The sequence below is a fragment of the Serpentinimonas sp. SSL01 genome (assembly GCF_056323735.1).
Map to the genome: position 1 here is coordinate 1 of NZ_JBUBPX010000002.1, position 16,286 is coordinate 16,286.

Here is a 16,286-nt window from a genome sequence, read left to right on the forward strand (position 1 = left end):
TCCCGGACGCGGATTACCTCGAGGCGGCCGAGGCGATGGTGCGCCGCTACCTGCCCGCACCGGGCCCGGGCGAGATCCGCTTCGGCGTGCCCGAGATCCTGCGTGGCAGCCTCTTCCACGATCTCGTCGGACGCGCGCCGACGATCGCCTTCAGCCTCGACGAAGGCGCGCTCGGCGAGAAGCTGCGCCCGCAGGCCCGGAGGCTCGCGGCATGAGCACGAGCGCGGTTCCGAGCCCGAGCGCATCGCCTCTCGCGAGCGCCGTCGCCCGCTATTTCGAGGCCTGCAACAGCGGCGACCGGGACCTCTTTTTCGGCCTCTTCGCGCCCGATGCGGGCCATTACCTCCCCAAGGGCATGTTCGGCCCCTTCCACGACGTGGAGAGCCTCTTCGCCCGCTGGCGCGAGGACGCGGCCAGGACCGGCGCCTATTGGATCGCCGATCGGGTCTACGCGGACGATGCGGCCCGCACCGCGATCGCCGAATGGACCGCGGTCAAGCCGAAGGACGGCGTGTATTTCCGCGGCGTCGACGTCTTCGCCTTCGACGAGCAGGGGCGAATCGTCGAGGTTCGGGTGTACTACGCCTCTCCGCGCGACCCCTCGATCGGCGACAACGAGCTCGGCGGGTACGATTACCACGACGGGGGCTGGCACGTGCCGGCCGCCCCCGTCTCCGCTCACGGCACTTGACGGACGACCTCACATGGCGACGAGCGCCTGGCTCCTCGCGATCGTTCTCTTCGCGATCTCGACGAGCTTCTCACCGGGACCCAACAACCTGCTCCTCGTCACGTCGGGCGCCAAGTTCGGGCTCTCGCGCACCTGGCGGCACATCATGGGCGTGGCCTTCGGCTTTCCCGTGATGATCGCGATCATCGCGATCTTCCTCGGCGCCGTGTTCCAGGCCCTGCCCTGGCTGCACTACGCGCTCAACTACGTCGGCGCGGCCTATCTCCTCTACCTCACGTGGAAGCTCGTGATGGCGGGCGGCTCGATGGAGGAGGGCAATGTCGGCAAGCCCATCGGCTTCGTCGAGGCGGCGCTGTTCCAATGGGTGAACCCCAAGGCCTGGGTGATGGCGACGGGCGCCATCGCGGCCTACACGACCACCGCCGGCTTCGGATTCGAGGTCGCGGCGATCGTCGCCGTGTTCACGCTGGTCGGGCTCGGCTCGAGCGTGACCTGGGCGTCGTTCGGGAGCTTCATCGCCCGCTTCCTCCACACGCCCGCCCGCATGCGTGCCTTCAACATCGTGCTCGGCCTGATGCTGCTCGCCTCGATCGTGCCGATCCTGATGGCGCGCGCGCCGGGGTGACGTGCGGCGCGGATCGGTGTAACCGGGGCTCCATACCGGAGCGTCGAGAAGAACCATGTCCGATCCCGTCACCGTCGAGATCACCCGCGGGCCGCTCGTCGAATCGCGCCATCGCGTCGACGTCTGCGTCGTCGATGCGCAGGGCGGGCGCGTGTTGGTGCGCGGCGACGTCGAGACGCCGGTCTTTCCGCGCTCGGCGGTGAAGGGCATCCAGGCGATCCCGCTCGTCGCGACGGGGGCCGCCGAAAGGCTCGGCCTCACGGATGCGCATGTGCACTTCCATGTCTGCGCAGTCGATGGCGTGTTTGAGGAAGTGGCGGGCGAGGAGGTCGATGCTGCTGATGCAGCTTCTCAAAGCTCACCATCGCGCATCATCTTCCACCCCGCCACCGGCGTGACTGCGGATGCCGTGGGTCAGGTGCAGGCCAGCTTACGCAAACGCATCCTGCGCGCCTTTGTCGGACGGGGCCTGCTGGAGAGTTTCGAGGCCCAAGAGATGCTGGGCTACAAGCACAGCGGGTTTTCGGCGGACACCAGCGTGTGCATAGCGGCGCACGACCGCGCCGGGCTGGAGCGGCTGCTGCGCTACTGCGCCCGCCCGCCGTTTGCCATGGAGCGGCTGCGCAAAGCGGGCAGCGAGCTGGTCTACCGCTGCGCCAAGCAGCACAGCGAGCCCGGCAGCCTGCCTCACAACAAGCGCGGCGTAAAGGCCGATGAGATCACCCTCACCCCGCTGGAGCTGATTGAACGTATCGCCAAGCTGGTGCCCCCGCCGCGCACGCACCGCCACCGCTACTTTGGCGTGCTGGCACCGAACTCACCCTTGAGGCCTGCCGTCACGGCGCTGGCGCGTGATGCAGCGGTGAAACCGGCGCAGGTGCAAGCCGAGCCAGCCAGCACGGCTGCAGGCGAGGGCGCACTTGGGGTAAGAAGCCCACTGCCAACCCAGACCGAGCCCGCCCAGCCGGTGCCACCCAAGCGCCCGGCGCACTATTTGTGGGCGGTGCTGATGGCCCGTATCTACGAGGTGTTCCCGCTGCTGTGCCCCATCTGCGGCGGGCAAATGCACATCATCGCCTTCATCACACACAGTGCCGATATCCGCCAAATACTGGAGCACATCGGGGTGGAGACGGAGCCGCCGCACATCACCCCGGCACGCGGGCCGCCACTGTGGGACGAGTGCGACGCGCAAGCCGCAGAGGGCGTGGAGCCAGCCCCAGACTGGGATGAAGCGACCCAGCCGGCCCCGGACTTCGAGGTCGATCAGCGCGTCAGTTGGTAGGGTGGCAACAGCGGTTAACAGTGGTTTTGCCAACGTTGCGAGGCAGCGCTGCGCCTGTCACCGCCAAAAACGGGTCATACCGAAAAATCTCGGGCAACTGGCTTTGAGAAATCAACCCAGCAGTCCCCTGTGTGCATGCCTGAGACGCCCCAAACGTGTGCCATACTTGTGCTCATGCGGTTGGATTTCCTATCCCCCTTCCTGGTCTCAATGTTCCTCGGTGGCAAGAGTGAAATCGTTGGGGGTGTGGTGACCGTTGGCTGGCTTGCCGCCTCCGCAGGCTGGATTTACCACGCCTTCCAATACAACGGGAAGGTCTGGCCTTCGCTGAAAGCCACTTGGGACAATTCCTTCCTCTGCAACCGCTGCAACGAGATGTTCTGTCTCGGCAACTAAGCCCGCGTGCGACCGTTGGTGGCAAAAAGGCATAACCCTGCGGTCCACCGGACGCTGCGCGATAAAGCCGCGCAGCGCCGGTGACCTCCACGTTAGCCGTCGCACAGCGCCGCAGAGCATGCTGTCCCCCTTCACTCCACGCCAGGGCCAGTACCTTGAGTTCATCTACTTCTACCCTGAATCCGTGACCTCAATTTAGCCACCCCCACGCGCCCGCCCAACCGCTGCCAGAAACAGAAGTTTCTCGCATTTTTCCCGTCCAGCGAGCCGTGCGAAGGCTTGGCGGTGTTCACAAACACCCCTTACCGAGTAACGCTGTTCATGCATGTGTGTTTCTGAAATCAGCATCTCGGCTGCAAAACGGACGACCGGCCGAAGTCGCGGCCGGACTACTGGAATCGGAAGCTGGATGGACGGCCCTAGTAATTTTGGAGTGCGAAACACGCGACCCGCAGCGCCTCGCCGCGCTGGCGGCCAGCATCAAATAGAAGGGCAAGCACATGGGCAGGAAGGAAACCGAAAAAGCGATTACAGATAGCCGCTCCGACCGCGTGACGCGGGGTGGCTCGGTAGACAAGCTGCTGGCCGATGACTGAAGCCAGGGATTCCGGACGGGTTCAATTCTCTGCTCTTTTTGGCTTGCGCGGCTCACTTGGTCAAGCCCCGATCCGCACTGGCGCGAAAACCAGCGATGATCGGTAATTTATCCGGGTCTGGCCCCGTGTAAGGCACCTTGTACTTGCGCTCGATCAGCTTTTTGAGCGAGCTTATCTCTTGCTTGAGTTGCTTCCTGACCCCGGCATAAGCGGGGTATAGCTCTACAGCTTCGCGCATGTGCATCATTGCTGCGCTGGCCTTTTGCTCTTTAATGAGTTTGAGCCAGTAGCGCGCCTGCGGCGCGATTACTTCTGGCGCAAGCCTCCAGCTCAGCGACGTTTGCCTGTCGCTGCCGACTTCATTCGACAGCACAAAATCCTGCACGCGCTTTAGCGGCACCCACTTTTCACGCCGCCACTGCGCGTCTTTGGGGAGTCGGTCATCAAATGCGGTCGATAGCAACACAATTTGCCGTGAGTGCGGTTGACCTAATACAGATAGGTCAAGCGCAACAGCACTCGGTAGGCCTTTGAGCTTGCGGGAATAGCGTTTCCAAGCGGGAAAATTGACGCCATAAACCTCGATGAATTTCTCCATCAGGCTATCTCGTTTGTCGGCGTGAACCACGATCGGGCACTCTGTCGTGAGCACGTAGCCGCGCTGGAAGTGCAGCAGCACGGCTTGCAGGCCGGTGGTGAGGTCATAAATTTTCATGGCGCTTCGTTATCAGTCGGGGTCGGGGCAAGAGTAGCTGCATGCACGAAGTGCCGAGGCGTCAAGCCGTCGTCGCTAAGTCATTATAAGCAGCGTGTGTACGGCTATCAAGGCCGTCTGTGCGAAGCACACAAATGAAGGGGGTAAGGCGGGTCTAGACCCGCCGTCCTTGCCGCGCCAGCGGCACATATCAGACGCCGGAGTGAGCCCCCGGAACCACGTCTATCGCTCACCTGGTTGCGTGGAACGCATCTCTGGGGCCCCTGGTGCGGGCACGCCGCTTGCACTATGCGCATACTGTGCGCATAGTGCAGGCTGCCACCTGCATTACGCTAACAGAGAATTGTCGATAACACACACACCGCACGCGCAATGCGTGCCCACCGCAAGAAATGCCACTTGCGGGAGATCGATTGGCGCCCGGTGCGAGCTAGTAGCCGCACGCCGGGTGCGAGGGAGTATGCGTAGGACTAATCCGCGAAAGCGAGTAACCCCTGTGCATCAGCCCATGCCAATTTGATTTGTGAATAGGTGCGTAAAGTTAGGAATACACGGACCCAGCAATGGACGCTGGGACACGGGATGCTCGAGAGGGTATAACGTGATTGGTGACGGCATACGTAAAGCGCGGAGAGAGCGCATCGCACGATTGACCAAGCGGTCAAGGCGTTGCGGGGCACGAGCTGGCGCAAGCTGGCGAGGTCACGGGAAGCGAAGCCGGAAAAGCACCCCGAAAGGGTGCGAACCAATGGTGAGAAAAATAAGAATAACGTCGCGTGGTAGGGCTGAAATGCCTGCACACCTGGTATCACAGCGCAGTACTGAGTAAGGGAGCCGCTTGACCCTCTTCGAGCCCCCGAAATCGAATCTGCTGAAAGGCGGATAGAAAGCCGAAAGGCTAGGTACTATTGCTGCGGGAACGCGACATCCATCCAAAAACCAAGTGTATATCTGAAACTGACTCTGTCTGCGACGGTCGCGTGTAGGCACACGCGGCGCGGGAAGCGAACCCGAAAAACTAATCGTGACGGATGCGTAACTGACCACGTTGAGAGCGTTGTCCGCAAGGACATTTGGCCACCGAAAGTGAGCAGCGAGTCCGGGAAAACCGGCACGTGAGGCAGCGAGTCGATCGTTATAGTGAGTGTGTGTGTTTGAAAGCCCTGGCAGGGGCCGACAAAGATAACTACAGCAAGCGTGGCAGCGAAGCGTAGTTGAGCGCAGTGAATGCGCGGCGAGAAGTGTAATCGTGTGAGTCAAGAAAACCCGGCGCAAGCCGGGGCTGCGGCATGCGCGTTGCGCATGGCCTGATCTACACCCCCGGCCGTTGGCTTGGGGGGAATCTAAGTTGCGGCGCAGGCCGCAGCTCAAGCGTGCGCGATTTTCGCGCGATGTTCAATCAAACCCCCGGCCCGATGGTCGGGGGTTTTCTTTTGTGCGCCCGGCACGGGCGCTTTCTTGGTGGTGCAAGTCCCGCCGTCAGGGCGAGTGGGTGAGAAGCAACCGCCACGCCCCGTGCGCCCGCAATCCTCCCAACAGGATGTACCAAAGGTTGGTATTATTGGCGCGTCAACAGGAGAACGCTCATGAGCCGAAACACATCCGTATCCCTCGGGACGCACTTCGCCAGCTTCATCGATGCCCAGGTGCAAGGCGGGCGCTACGGCTCGGCCAGCGATGTTGTCCGGGCAGGCTTGCGGCTGCTGGAAGAGCACGAATCCAAGGTGAAGGCGCTGCAAGATGCTCTACGCGCTGGCCTTGAATCCGGCGAGCCGCGCGCGTTCGACTTCGAGGCCTTCAAGGCCCGTAAGCGTGCAGGGCTGCAGCCGCAGTGAAGGCTGTTGCGTTCTCGCCAGCGGCGCAGGCCGACATTGGCGAAATTTGGGACTACAGCGCCGATAGGTGGGGGCCAGACCAAGCCGACAACTACATCGATGCCATTCGGGATGCGTGCTATGCGCTGGCCCGAGGGACAAAGCACGGTCGCCCGGCCGAGGTGTTGCCGGACTTCCAAAAGTACCTGTGCGGCTCGCACGTAGTCTATTTTCTGAATTACCCTGACCATCTGGACGTGATTCGAGTCCTGCATCAACGGCAGGACGCTGAGCGCCATCTTTAGCCCAAGCCGGGCGCTGTCCATCTCGAGCCTGCTGCGCTGCGGGCTTCCTTGGCTTGCTCCTAGTGGTGCTTGACCTAGTGCGCCATAGTGAATATGGCTGCTGCAATTTGACCTAGGCAGCGCTGTCCAACGGGGACCGGCAGCCGGCGGGCCAGTTCCAGCGTGACACCCGGTAGGCCGGCGGCGGGAAACCCCTCCAAAATTTGTTTGTTTGTTTATTTATTTCTTTATTTGTTTGTTGTGCTATACTTTAGGCATCGTCCACAAAGGAGCACGCCATGCGTCCAACCGAGTTCCCCGCAGAGGCCATCATCGCGGCCGGTCAGTCCCTACAAGCCGCCGGGCGCAATGTCACCGGTTTTGCGCTGCGCCAACGGGTCGGCGGCGGCAACCCGGCGCGGCTGCGTCAGGTGTGGGATGAGTACCTAGCGAGCAATACCACCGCGCAGGCCCAGCCGCTGGCCGAGCTGCCCGTGGAGGTCGCCGACGAGGTTGCAGCGGTCACGGCGGCGCTCAAGGAGCGCATCACCACACTTGCAGTCGAGCTCAACGACAAAGCCGTCAAAGCTGCCGAGCGCCGAGTGGCCGAGGTTGTGCGCGCCGCCGGCGAGCAGCGCGAGCAAGCCGAACGCGAGCTGGCTGACGCCACCTCCACGGTTGACGACCTCGAGAAAACGCTGGATGCAACCAGGTCGGAAGTCGAGGCCTTGGGCGGCAAGCTCACCGATTCGCAAGCCCACGGACAAGCGCAGGCGGTCGAGCTGGCCCAGTTGCGCGAACGGCTCACCGCTGCGGAGCAATCGATCAGATCCGACGCCGAGGCCTTCGAGCGCTTGCGCACCGAGCTGGCCCAAGCACGCAGTGAAGCGCAAGCAGCGCGCGAGGATGCGGCGCGCTTGCGCGGCCAGGTCGAGGCCCTCGAGGGCCAGCGGGCCGAGCTGGTGCAAGTCTTGGCCGAACGGCCAGTGGCGGCACCCAAGGCTGAAAGGCCAGCGAGCAAGGGTTGAGCTGGGTGCTGTGCGCTGCACGCTGCACCCAGTGATATGAACTACCCCACCCTTTGCTCAGCATAGGGTGGAGTCCGGGTCGGCGGCGAAGGCAGAGGTAAGAAGTAGCGAACAGGACATTCCTTGTAACGCACTCCTTACTAAATTAAACTTGAAAGACATAACCAACCTCAAAAGGAAATGACGATGCTCGCCACACTCACCAGCAAGGGACAAGTCACCTTGCCCGCGCCGATCCGCGCCGCGCTCAGGCTCGATGCCGGCGCACGTCTCGACTTCGCCTTGCAGGACGACGGCTCGATCCGCGTCGTGCCGGTTTCGCGCGATCCGCTCGCTGTCTGCGCCGTGTTGCCCAAACCGCTGCGCGGGCCAGTCAGCGTTGCGGACATGCGCGCCGCAGTCGCCGGACGTGCCGCAGAGCGCTTTGCGCGGGGCGCCAAGTGATCGGTCTCGACACCAACGTGCTGGTGCGCGTGCTGGTCGACGACGGCTCGGCGGACGTGACCAAGGCGCGCAAGTTCGTCGCCGCACAGGCGGCGGAAGGGTGCGATTTCTTTGTCGATACGGTCGTGCTGGTCGAGATGGTCTGGGTGCTTGAAACCGTGTTCGGTTACGGGCGCACCGATATCGGCACGGCTATCGACGCGATACTGGGCAACGCCGCCTATGTCGTCGATGGACGCGAAACCGTTGCGGCGGCGCTCGCACTGTTCCGCAACGGAAAGGCGGACTTCTCCGACTGCCTGATCGTCGCGCGCAATGCGGCGGCCGGCTGCACCGGCACGGCCTCGCTCGACAAGGCCATGCGGCCTTTGTCCGGCGTTATCGCGCTCTGACCTTTTCACCCGGCGACCCTCCTGCCCTGCCGCCAGGCGCCCGCCCCCATGACCAGCAGCAGCGTGAGGATCTCGCCCAGCGCCAGCGAAACCGCAGCAGGCGGCAACTCCACCGACTGGCGCGCTGCGCACGCAGCGGACGGGGGCGGAGCCCCGCCCCCGGCGCTAGCGGCCGTGCAAAACCGCATTGCCCACCGCGCGCGGGCGCGCCGTGGACAACCCGCGCCGGGGGCGCGGGACTGCGGTTTCGCCCCGCCTGACGCTCCCCCACCCTGTTCAACAGTTACCAAATACCGGAGCGGGCGGCCAAAAGAGCGGCGACTGCCTGTCCATTTATCGTTACACAGTTACGATAAATCAAGGGTGCCGCCGCCGCCGCCTGTGCAGGGGCCAGCAAGAGCAGGCGCAGTGCCAACCGAGCAACCGCAGCCCAGCCCGCATACAAACCGATAGGTGCCAGCGCAGGCCGGGTGTAGCTTGTCGTGCAGTGCAGACACCCCGCCCCGCGTGCTACGCCGTCACTGGTGGCCACCGGCGGGCGGGTATGCACCAAGGCCAGTATCCAAACCGTGCTGCCGTCGATCTCGTACACCAGCCTATAGCTTTCATGCGCTATCACTTGGCCTGAGCCTTGTGCGCCTCGACGTAGGAGCGCAAAACGGCGTTCATGCGCGACTGGTAGCGCTTGCCGGCGTGCTTGAAGTACGCCAGCACGTCGGCATCGATGCGCAGCGTCACTTGCTTCTTGGCATGGGGCAGCTCTGCCGCCGCCTTCATCCAGACCGCATCGGGTAGTGCAGGTGCGTCGCTGTAGTCGATCTGCTCATCGGGCATCGAGGCCACGGCAGCCAGTCGCGCCTTTTGCTCGGTGCCCAAGCGCGGCGGTCGCTTGAGGTCAAGGGTGCGCTTGACGATAGTGCTTTCTTTCGCTGGCATTGGCTTTCCTTGCTGAAATCAGGCGGATGGTGTGCTCGTGTCGAACGGTATAGACCACGTAGAGCACGGCGCAGTAGGCCAAGCCGATCGTGGCCCAGCGGTCCTCTCCATAGTCTGCGCGCCCGTCGTAAGCCTCGACCCGGTTAGAGTCGTAAAAAACCAGCGCGGCATCTTCGAAGGAAACGCCGTGCTTGGTCAGGTTGCGCGCCGCTTTGTCGGCGTCCCATTCGATCTCCATGGTGGCCGTAGTGTAGCTGCGTTTTGTAGTTACGCCAAGTCCTGCCAGCGCACGCCTAGTTGGGTGCTGTACCCTGGCCTCTCTGGCGCGTTTTTTGGTGTCGATTGATACCTCGGGCATCACCAAGCTCATAAAAACGCTTCTAGGCCAGTTTTAAGCCGTTCTTGGGCGTGCGGCAGCGGAGATCGAAGCTGCCGCCGTCACCCACCCATTGTTAAACCGGCTGTTCGAGTACAAAAGCAGGCACACCCGGGCATGGTTTGAGCGCGTGCCCGCGCGATGGTAGCGGTCGTGTCGCGCTAGCGGGGGGCGCGCTTGCGCGCTTTTTTACCTTCCCCCCCGCTTCAGCGGGGGGGCTGTTGTGGGTTGTTTCGCCCAGGGGGAGATTTACAGGGGTGACACAAAGTCAGGCCCCTGCGGTGGTTGTTGTTGCGTAGGTGCTTGGTTATGCACAAGCTTCAAGGTTTTTTATGTTTTAGTATGTTTTAAGAGTTTTAGCCGGAAAAATCGTCTTTTTCCATTTATAAATCAACAGCTTGCAAATGTGCCCGGTGGGTAATAGACGGGTTCGGGTGGGTAATAGACGGAGCCCGGTGGGTAATAGACGGGTTCGGGTGGGTAATAGACGGACTATCCACAGGGAAGGTGGGCGTAATCGATCAAATCCGGGGCAGGTTGCAGTTTCGTGCTGTCTTGATTGTGGTATAACGTAATCAGAGGAAATTCGCTCTGCCCCGCTTGAGGAGGTTCGCTCTGCCCTGCTTCCTCTCGCAGCCCGTCTATTACACACCGGCAGGAGGTTGCAGTTTCGTGCTGTCTTGGTTGCGGTATAACATGACTAAGAGCGGTCCGCTCTGCCCCGCTTCCTCTCGCAGCCAGTATTCGGGAAGGTCGTTGGCACCGATGATCTTGCGCAGCAGGCGGCAGAATTCCTTGAAGGTGCCAGCGCTACCGCTGCGGTCGTAGATCGTCTTGAAAGACCACTTGGCCTCATCCCTCCTGCCTGCTGCTTGCCGGGCCAAGCGATAGACGAACCGGCCTATGCCTGGTTCGATCAGGAAGTAGTCGGGATGTACGGTCAGCACGTCCGGCTTCTTGCCCTCTGTGATCTCACGGTAAAGCCACTCCGGGGCCTCGATCTCGACGGACGCGATCTTGCTGTTTTCGGTATAGGACAGCACCTTGTAACTGCTTATCAAGCCTTCGGCCTCGACCTCGCGCATGGGCCGCCGGCCGTTAGCGGATGGCCGCTCGCGCACGTTCTTGATGGTTGTGCCCTTGAGGCGGTCTAGCGCCCCTTCCACTTCCTCTGCCTGACGGCCGCCGTCGCCACGGCGGCAAAACTTGAGAATGTCACTCACGTGGGGCCGGTAAGTGCGTCCGGGCTTCTCTCCCTTGCCCTCACGGTAGCGGTTCATAGCTTCGGTCAGATGCGAAACTGTCATCAGCACCAGGTCGTAATCCCAAACGGATGCCATGCCGTCCGGGCCTGCCTTCACCTCCACGTAACCATCCGACAGTTCGTAGCGGATAACATCGCCGGCGCGCTTGTCCTTTTTGCTCAGGCGATACACGGCCACGTCCATGATGCTGCGGCTGTCCTTTGCCGCAATGTCGTATAGGGCCGGGACAAAGAAGTCCCCCTGCGTATCGTTGGCGGGTGGTTTGCGCACGTTTGATGAGGTTGGCGCGGTTCGCTCCTTGAGCAACCTAGCAGCCGCCTCGTCCGAGGGCTCGCCCGGCCAGGCTTTATCCTCAGTGCTTCGGCGGCGCTGGATCTGCTCTACTCCGATTTGCGCGATGCGGCTTATCAGGTCGTCGGTTATCAAGCTGCCGAGCTGCTGCGGGCCGTTGCTGCGCTTGGTCATTTTTCTTCCCCTACTTGCTGGGTTGGCGTCATGGTTCCAGCCCCATGGGCTTTGCTTGGCTTAGGCCAAGGGATGCCCAAAAAATGCGATTGACCGCAAAACAGCGCGGGCAGGCCGGGCTGCTGCTCAACACACCGGACTTTTTTGCCTGTTCTGTGGCCGCCAAAGCTGCACAAATACTCATTTGCTTTTACGCTCAATTACTCAGGCAGTCTGCCAACGTACTCGGTCAATAGCTCTTTGATGGTCTTACCCTGCTTGGCCGCAAAGATCTTCAGCTTCGTGTGCTGCTCGGCCGGCAGCTCGAAATTCACGCGCTTCGTGCTGGCCTCGTCGGCCAGACTGGCAAGGGTGGCAGCCTTGTTGCTCCGGGCGCTCGGGCGGCCGGCGGTTAGAGTATTAACTGATTTGCTCATTTTTTCAATTCCTCAAATTATCAAATGAGTTTTTGCTTAATCTCGTTCGCCAAGGCGTGGACCTCGGCCGCTGCATCGCCGCCCGGCTCGGAATCCATGACGGTGGTGCCGACGGCGGCAGTGCCGGGATAGCTCACGCGCTGGGTGATGCGCGACGCTAGGATGGGTAAGCCATAACCCGTCAGCGCGTCGGTGACTTCGCCGCCGATGCGTGTGCCCTTGATGGCTCGAGACACCACAAAGGCTGCTTGCAGGCGACCGTCTGTGACCTCGATGCGCTGCTTGACCAGATCCACTAGGTCAGCGGTGGCCCAAATGTCGTAAGGACTGGGTTGTACCGGGATCAGCACAAAGTCGGCAGCCTTGATAGCAGACACAGCTAGGTCGGCAGCTTGGGGGGCGCCGTCGATCACAACGAAATCCTTGCGGGCGATCTGCTTTAGATCGCGATCGATGGTCGGGCGGTCGATACCGACCACGGTTAGCGGCTGATCCTCCCGCACCGCCGCCCAATCGCGGGCACTGCCTTGGGGATCGGAATCGACAAGCAGCACGTTGGCGCCGGCAAGCTGCAAGGCTCTGGCAAGGTGAGTGGCGATGGTCGTTTTCCCAGACCCACCCTTCTGGTTCAGCACGGCGATAACCTTCATTCGGCCTCCTGCGTAAATACACCTATGATTCTAAACTCGTAGCATCATACCATAAAACGCAAATGTGTAAAAAAGTATTTGCTCTTTTAATCATGCTTCAACTGCGGGTTGGAGTTCGCCTCGCATCGCGCAAGAGCCTGCGTCATGTCGCTAGGTGTCGCTCCCTGACTACCTACTGATGCTCTCGCTGCGTCCCAGCGCTCGGTAGAGCGTCGAGCGATGCACACCCAGCAAGGCGGCCGCATCCTTCACGGTGCGCCCGCTCTGGTCGATCAGTTCGCGGGCATGGGCAATCTGTGCCGGGGTGAGGGTGGGGCGGGGGCCAAACTTCACGCCCCGCGCCCTGGCCGCCTCGCGGCCGTGCCTGGTGCGGTCGATGATCAGGGATCGCTCGAACTCGGCAATGCCGGCAAACACGGTCAGCACCATGCGCCCAGCCGGGGTGGTGGTGTCGGCCCACGGCTCGGCCAGGCTGCGCAGGCCTGCGCCGACGGCATGGATGCGCTCGGCAATGTCCAGCAGATCGCGTGTGCTGCGGGCCAAGCGGTCCAGCCGGGCCACGGTCACCACATCACCGGGGCGCAGGTGATCGAGCAGCCGGGCCAGCTCAGGCCGCTCGCGCCTGGTGCCGGTGATCTTCTCGGCGTAGATGCGGGAGCATCCAGCCGCATGCAACTCGGTGCGCTGGCTGCTCAAGTCCTGGCCATCGGTGCTGACGCGGGCATAGCCCAACAGCAAGCGCCCGCCTTCAAGACCGAGCGCCACAGGTGTGTTCATGTCTTTCATGGTCAATCGTCTCCGGTTTTAGTCGCAAGTGCTCACAATTATGCAACTAAAACGTGCAACACGGCTACGCTTAGTAAAAAAAGCCGCATCGTTGCTTGTCGCGCAACTTAGGACTTATGCGACGCCGCAAGACAACTTCAGCGCACCAGGCAGTGTGCTACCATGCACTTATCGTGTAACACATAAGGGCGCGCTATGAGCGATGCAACATTTACCTTCAGGGTCGACGAATCCTTGAAGTCCGAGTTCTCCAGCGCAGCCAAAAACCGCGACCGCAACGCCGCGCAGCTTCTGCGCGACTTCATGCGCGACTTTGTGCAGCAGCAGCAAGAAGCAGCAGCGCATGACGCTTGGTTCCATCGCCAGGTGCAAATCGGCCTAGATTCGGCCAATGCCGGCAACCTGATCCAGTCAGCCGAGGTCGAAGCCGAGTTTGCGGCCAAGCGGGCAGCAACACGTCGTCGGCTTGAAGCCTCTGCCGAATGATGGAATTGTTTTGGACGCCCGAGGCGACGCAAGACCGCGACGAAATCTATAACTACATCGAGGCCGACAACCCGGCCGCCGCGCTGGCCCTCGATGAACTGTTTGCAGAGAAAGCCGGCCGCCTGGTCGATCATCCCGGCTTGGGCCAAGCTGGTGCCCCCGCCGCGCACGCACCGCCACCGCTACTTTGGCGTGCTGGCACCGAACTCACCCTTGAGGCCTGCCGTCACGGCGCTGGCGCGTGATGCAGCGGTGAAACCGGCGCAGGTGCAAGCCGAGCCAGCCAGCACGGCTGCAGGCGAGGGCGCACTTGGGGTAAGAAGCCCACTGCCAACCCAGACCGAGCCCGCCCAGCCGGTGCCACCCAAGCGCCCGGCGCACTATTTGTGGGCGGTGCTGATGGCCCGTATCTACGAGGTGTTCCCGCTGCTGTGCCCCATCTGCGGCGGGCAAATGCACATCATCGCCTTCATCACACACAGTGCCGATATCCGCCAAATACTGGAGCACATCGGGGTGGAGACGGAGCCGCCGCACATCACCCCGGCACGCGGGCCGCCACTGTGGGACGAGTGCGACGCGCAAGCCGCAGAGGGCGTGGAGCCAGCCCCAGACTGGGATGAAGCGACCCAACCGGCCCCGGACTTCGAGGTCGATCAGCGCGTCAGTTGGTAGGGTGGCAACAGCGGTTAACAGTGGTTTTGCCAACGTTGCGAGGCAGCGCTGCGCCTGTCACCGCCAAAAACGGGTCATACCGAAAAATCTCGGGCAACTGGCTTTGAGAAATCAACCCAGCAGTCCCCTGTGTGCATGCCTGAGACGCCCCAAACGTGTGCCATACTTGTGCTCATGCGGTTGGATTTCCTATCCCCGCAATGGCCCGCGACGTCGCGCTCGCGCGAGTGTGCCGCGACGTGCCTCGCAGGCGCCTTGCCTCGGCGCGCATCTTTTCATAGAATGAACAGACCTAAACAACCAGCAGATTGACAAGGATAACAACCGTGGCATTGTGGTGCAATCCATGATTACAAAGGAGATGCACCATGTCGTCCCCTCCCGCAGAACTCGCGCAGCTGACGGCCATTCACACGCTCGGACCCACCGGCACCAATTGCGAAGCGGCCGCACGGCACTACGCGGCGAGCCGGGGCCTCTCGGTCGAGATCGTCCTCCATCGCACGCTCGAGGAGGGCATGGCCCGCGTGCTGGACGATCCGCGCTCCGCGCTGCTCGGTTGCGTGGTCTATCCGGATCTCCACGGCCTCGTCTTTCCCTATCTCGACCGCATGGTGCTCGCCGACCAGTTCCTCTTCGATACGTTTCCGATGCTGCTCGCGGCGCGCGAGCCCGGCGTGCGGCCGACCCGCGTCGCCTCGCATCCGGCGCCGCGCGCGCTGGTGCCGGCGGGCGTGGAGGTCGTGCTCGCGACGAGCAACGCCGCCGCGGCGCGTTCCTGCGCGGCGGGAGAGGTCGACGGCTGCATCACCACTCGCCCTGCCGCGGAGGCGAACGGGCTCGCGATCCTCGTCGATCACGGCCCGGTGCCGATGGGCTTCACCATCCACGCGCATCGCGCTCTCGCGAGGAGGGCGGCATGATCGGGAGGCTCGTCGAGGACGTCGCCCGCGTCGGCGCGGCGCAGGAGCCCGACGGCGGATTGCGCGCGGACGCGGCGGGCGAGGCCGCGCGGGCCGCGCTGCCGGCTCTGGCCGAGGAGGCCGCGCGGATCGCGGAGGGTCTCGGCGCGCGCACGTATGGAGAGGCGCTCGTCGCCGATACGCGAGACTGGCTGGCGCGGGGCGCCGATGGCCGGCCTGATTTCTCGCGCTCGCGGGACGCGCTTCGCGCGCCGGAAGACGAGCGCCCGTTCTTCTTCTTCGGCCCTTTGCGCCTGGCGAACGGGGGGCGCGTCGGCTACCGGTTCGAGTGCTTCCTGGCGCTGCGCGAGGAGCCGGGGGACGCGCCCTATCGTGCCCTGTACGCGGGCTTCCCGCACCCGAAGAACATCTGCCAATCCGCGCATCTGATCGCCGGCTCGCCGGGCCTGACGCGCGGCAACAACATCGTTTTCTTTCCCGAGAACATCGCCGCGCCCGACGTGCCCGACAAGCAGCTCTACGCGCTGTTCTTCTTCAACAAGTTCAAGGCGATCTACGAGACGATCACGATCCCCTCGTGGGACCGCGTCGGGCGGCCTGAGGCGCTCGTCGCCTCGCGCGGCGCCGACGCGCGGGACGTCTACGAGGCGCGCTGCGTGTGGGGCTACCTGCACGATTACTTCCACCATCGCGGCCCGCGCTCCTTCGACGAGCACATCGGCGTGAAGACGCGCTGGTTCACGGGCCTCCTGGAGGAGCTGAAGGTCGATCTGCAATCCTTCCGCGTCTGCCGGGCGGGCGGCGTGCCTCATGGCGCGATGGTGGCCGAGTTCATCCTGTTCGACCGCACGATGCGCTATCCGGGCGAGCCGGACTGGTCGCGCAATTTCGATTCCGGCACCGGTCTCCTCCTCCTCGCCTATCTCGCCGAGGCGGGGGCGATCGGCGTGTCCTCGACGGGGCGGCTCGATGTCGATCTCCTCGCCGTCGAGGCTGCGGGCGCACGCTTCGCCGCCGAGGTCGAGGCGCTGGAGCGGC

20 protein-coding genes and 2 pseudogenes are annotated in these 16,286 nt (G+C 62.9%); 14 read left to right on the forward strand and 8 right to left on the reverse strand.

What is annotated here, in order from left to right:
• The 4 genes from ACVMK0_RS11765 to ACVMK0_RS11780 form a co-directional block, all read left to right on the forward strand.
• Positions 1 to 215 (forward strand): hypothetical protein (locus ACVMK0_RS11765; protein WP_476464705.1); only part of this gene is annotated, 215 nt, incomplete at its 5' end.
• Positions 212 to 691, forward strand: a complete 480-nt coding sequence (locus ACVMK0_RS11770; protein WP_045477517.1) for a nuclear transport factor 2 family protein — start codon at positions 212 to 214, stop codon at positions 689 to 691. The genes ACVMK0_RS11765 and ACVMK0_RS11770, both read left to right, overlap by 4 nt.
• A 13-nt stretch (positions 692 to 704) precedes the next feature.
• Positions 705 to 1,316 carry a LysE family translocator gene (locus tag ACVMK0_RS11775; protein ID WP_029463538.1) on the forward strand — a complete coding sequence of 204 codons (612 nt, stop codon included), beginning with the start codon at positions 705 to 707 and terminating at the stop codon, positions 1,314 to 1,316.
• A gap of 55 nt (positions 1,317 to 1,371) precedes the next feature.
• On the forward strand, positions 1,372 to 2,601 hold the full coding sequence (locus ACVMK0_RS11780; protein WP_268747546.1) for a transposase: 1,230 nt from the start codon (positions 1,372 to 1,374) through the stop codon (positions 2,599 to 2,601).
• A 1,044-nt stretch (positions 2,602 to 3,645) separates the two neighbouring features.
• Here ACVMK0_RS11780 and ACVMK0_RS11785 read toward each other — a convergent pair.
• Positions 3,646 to 4,308, reverse strand: coding sequence for a hypothetical protein (locus tag ACVMK0_RS11785; RefSeq protein WP_029463535.1), 663 nt, complete (start codon positions 4,306 to 4,308; stop codon positions 3,646 to 3,648).
• A 1,586-nt stretch (positions 4,309 to 5,894) separates the two neighbouring features.
• Here ACVMK0_RS11785 and ACVMK0_RS11790 point away from each other — a divergent pair.
• The 5 genes from ACVMK0_RS11790 (at position 5,895) to ACVMK0_RS11810 (ending at position 8,270) form a co-directional block, all read left to right on the forward strand.
• Positions 5,895 to 6,143 (forward strand): type II toxin-antitoxin system ParD family antitoxin, encoded by a 249-nt coding sequence (locus ACVMK0_RS11790; protein ID WP_029463534.1) that lies wholly within the window; start codon positions 5,895 to 5,897, stop codon positions 6,141 to 6,143.
• A complete protein-coding gene (locus ACVMK0_RS11795) occupies positions 6,140 to 6,427 on the forward strand; it encodes a type II toxin-antitoxin system RelE/ParE family toxin (RefSeq protein WP_029463533.1) in 288 nt (95 codons plus the stop codon). Before ACVMK0_RS11790 ends, ACVMK0_RS11795 begins: the two co-directional genes overlap by 4 nt.
• 278 nt (positions 6,428 to 6,705) lie before the next feature.
• Complete coding sequence (locus ACVMK0_RS11800) at positions 6,706 to 7,434, forward strand: DNA-binding protein (RefSeq protein ID WP_034112471.1); 729 nt, start codon at positions 6,706 to 6,708, stop codon at positions 7,432 to 7,434.
• A gap of 186 nt (positions 7,435 to 7,620) precedes the next feature.
• Positions 7,621 to 7,878 (forward strand): AbrB/MazE/SpoVT family DNA-binding domain-containing protein, encoded by a 258-nt coding sequence (locus ACVMK0_RS11805; RefSeq protein ID WP_029463531.1) that lies wholly within the window; start codon positions 7,621 to 7,623, stop codon positions 7,876 to 7,878.
• On the forward strand, positions 7,875 to 8,270 hold the full coding sequence (locus ACVMK0_RS11810) for a PIN domain-containing protein (protein ID WP_029463530.1): 396 nt from the start codon (positions 7,875 to 7,877) through the stop codon (positions 8,268 to 8,270). Before ACVMK0_RS11805 ends, ACVMK0_RS11810 begins: the two co-directional genes overlap by 4 nt.
• Before the next feature lie 510 nt (positions 8,271 to 8,780).
• On the opposite strand, the pseudogene ACVMK0_RS11815 reads toward ACVMK0_RS11810, so the two are convergent.
• From ACVMK0_RS11815 to ACVMK0_RS11845, 7 genes and pseudogenes are all read right to left on the reverse strand, one after another.
• Positions 8,781 to 8,886, reverse strand: a pseudogene (locus ACVMK0_RS11815) (type II toxin-antitoxin system RelE/ParE family toxin); the annotation flags it as partial.
• Positions 8,886 to 9,206, reverse strand: a complete 321-nt coding sequence (locus ACVMK0_RS11820; RefSeq protein ID WP_045538175.1) for a BrnA antitoxin family protein — start codon at positions 9,204 to 9,206, stop codon at positions 8,886 to 8,888. The gene ACVMK0_RS11820 and the pseudogene ACVMK0_RS11815, both read right to left, overlap by 1 nt.
• Positions 9,166 to 9,444: a BrnT family toxin gene (locus ACVMK0_RS11825; protein WP_029463528.1), complete on the reverse strand. Its 279-nt coding sequence runs from the start codon at positions 9,442 to 9,444 to the stop codon at positions 9,166 to 9,168. Before ACVMK0_RS11825 ends, ACVMK0_RS11820 begins: the two co-directional genes overlap by 41 nt.
• A gap of 782 nt (positions 9,445 to 10,226) precedes the next feature.
• Positions 10,227 to 11,312, reverse strand: a complete 1,086-nt coding sequence (locus tag ACVMK0_RS11830; RefSeq protein WP_476464706.1) for a replication initiator protein A — start codon at positions 11,310 to 11,312, stop codon at positions 10,227 to 10,229.
• A gap of 200 nt (positions 11,313 to 11,512) precedes the next feature.
• Entirely contained in the window at positions 11,513 to 11,728 is a 216-nt protein-coding gene (locus ACVMK0_RS11835; RefSeq protein WP_029463546.1) for a chromosome partitioning protein ParB, read from the reverse strand.
• Between the two features lie 20 nt (positions 11,729 to 11,748).
• Positions 11,749 to 12,378, reverse strand: a complete 630-nt coding sequence (gene parA / locus ACVMK0_RS11840) for a ParA family partition ATPase (protein ID WP_476464707.1) — start codon at positions 12,376 to 12,378, stop codon at positions 11,749 to 11,751.
• 168 nt (positions 12,379 to 12,546) lie between these two features.
• Positions 12,547 to 13,164 (reverse strand): recombinase family protein, encoded by a 618-nt coding sequence (locus ACVMK0_RS11845; protein WP_476464708.1) that lies wholly within the window; start codon positions 13,162 to 13,164, stop codon positions 12,547 to 12,549.
• Positions 13,165 to 13,359: 195 nt separating this feature from the next.
• Between ACVMK0_RS11845 and ACVMK0_RS11850 the strand changes: the two genes are divergently transcribed.
• From ACVMK0_RS11850 to ACVMK0_RS11870, 5 genes and pseudogenes are all read left to right on the forward strand, one after another.
• The gene (locus tag ACVMK0_RS11850; RefSeq protein WP_029463543.1) at positions 13,360 to 13,650 is read left to right on the forward strand and encodes a CopG family ribbon-helix-helix protein; all 291 of its coding nucleotides are present in this window, start codon (positions 13,360 to 13,362) and stop codon (positions 13,648 to 13,650) included.
• Positions 13,650 to 13,895 (forward strand): type II toxin-antitoxin system RelE/ParE family toxin, encoded by a 246-nt coding sequence (locus ACVMK0_RS11855; protein ID WP_231851300.1) that lies wholly within the window; start codon positions 13,650 to 13,652, stop codon positions 13,893 to 13,895. The genes ACVMK0_RS11850 and ACVMK0_RS11855 overlap by 1 nt, the downstream gene beginning before the upstream one ends.
• A pseudogene (locus ACVMK0_RS11860) lies at positions 13,780 to 14,325 on the forward strand (IS91 family transposase); the annotation flags it as partial. The gene ACVMK0_RS11855 and the pseudogene ACVMK0_RS11860, both read left to right, overlap by 116 nt.
• A gap of 368 nt (positions 14,326 to 14,693) precedes the next feature.
• Positions 14,694 to 15,248 (forward strand): type 2 periplasmic-binding domain-containing protein, encoded by a 555-nt coding sequence (locus ACVMK0_RS11865; RefSeq protein WP_045538176.1) that lies wholly within the window; start codon positions 14,694 to 14,696, stop codon positions 15,246 to 15,248.
• Positions 15,245 to 16,286 (forward strand): DUF6421 family protein (locus ACVMK0_RS11870; protein WP_476464709.1); only part of this gene is annotated, 1,042 nt, incomplete at its 3' end. The genes ACVMK0_RS11865 and ACVMK0_RS11870, both read left to right, overlap by 4 nt.

Coding starts and splice junctions, on each gene's coding strand:
- ACVMK0_RS11770 (WP_045477517.1), top strand. CDS start 212: ATGAGCACGAGCGCGGTTCCGAGCCCGAGCGCATCGCCTCTCGCGAGC.
- ACVMK0_RS11775 (WP_029463538.1), top strand. CDS start 705: ATGGCGACGAGCGCCTGGCTCCTCGCGATCGTTCTCTTCGCGATCTCG.
- ACVMK0_RS11780 (WP_268747546.1), top strand. CDS start 1,372: ATGTCCGATCCCGTCACCGTCGAGATCACCCGCGGGCCGCTCGTCGAA.
- ACVMK0_RS11785 (WP_029463535.1), bottom strand. CDS start 4,308: ATGAAAATTTATGACCTCACCACCGGCCTGCAAGCCGTGCTGCTGCAC.
- ACVMK0_RS11790 (WP_029463534.1), top strand. CDS start 5,895: ATGAGCCGAAACACATCCGTATCCCTCGGGACGCACTTCGCCAGCTTC.
- ACVMK0_RS11800 (WP_034112471.1), top strand. CDS start 6,706: ATGCGTCCAACCGAGTTCCCCGCAGAGGCCATCATCGCGGCCGGTCAG.
- ACVMK0_RS11805 (WP_029463531.1), top strand. CDS start 7,621: ATGCTCGCCACACTCACCAGCAAGGGACAAGTCACCTTGCCCGCGCCG.
- ACVMK0_RS11820 (WP_045538175.1), bottom strand. CDS start 9,206: ATGCCAGCGAAAGAAAGCACTATCGTCAAGCGCACCCTTGACCTCAAG.
- ACVMK0_RS11825 (WP_029463528.1), bottom strand. CDS start 9,444: ATGGAGATCGAATGGGACGCCGACAAAGCGGCGCGCAACCTGACCAAG.
- ACVMK0_RS11830 (WP_476464706.1), bottom strand. CDS start 11,312: ATGACCAAGCGCAGCAACGGCCCGCAGCAGCTCGGCAGCTTGATAACC.
- ACVMK0_RS11835 (WP_029463546.1), bottom strand. CDS start 11,728: ATGAGCAAATCAGTTAATACTCTAACCGCCGGCCGCCCGAGCGCCCGG.
- parA (WP_476464707.1), bottom strand. CDS start 12,378: ATGAAGGTTATCGCCGTGCTGAACCAGAAGGGTGGGTCTGGGAAAACG.
- ACVMK0_RS11845 (WP_476464708.1), bottom strand. CDS start 13,164: ATGAAAGACATGAACACACCTGTGGCGCTCGGTCTTGAAGGCGGGCGC.
- ACVMK0_RS11850 (WP_029463543.1), top strand. CDS start 13,360: ATGAGCGATGCAACATTTACCTTCAGGGTCGACGAATCCTTGAAGTCC.
- ACVMK0_RS11855 (WP_231851300.1), top strand. CDS start 13,650: ATGGAATTGTTTTGGACGCCCGAGGCGACGCAAGACCGCGACGAAATC.
- ACVMK0_RS11865 (WP_045538176.1), top strand. CDS start 14,694: ATGTCGTCCCCTCCCGCAGAACTCGCGCAGCTGACGGCCATTCACACG.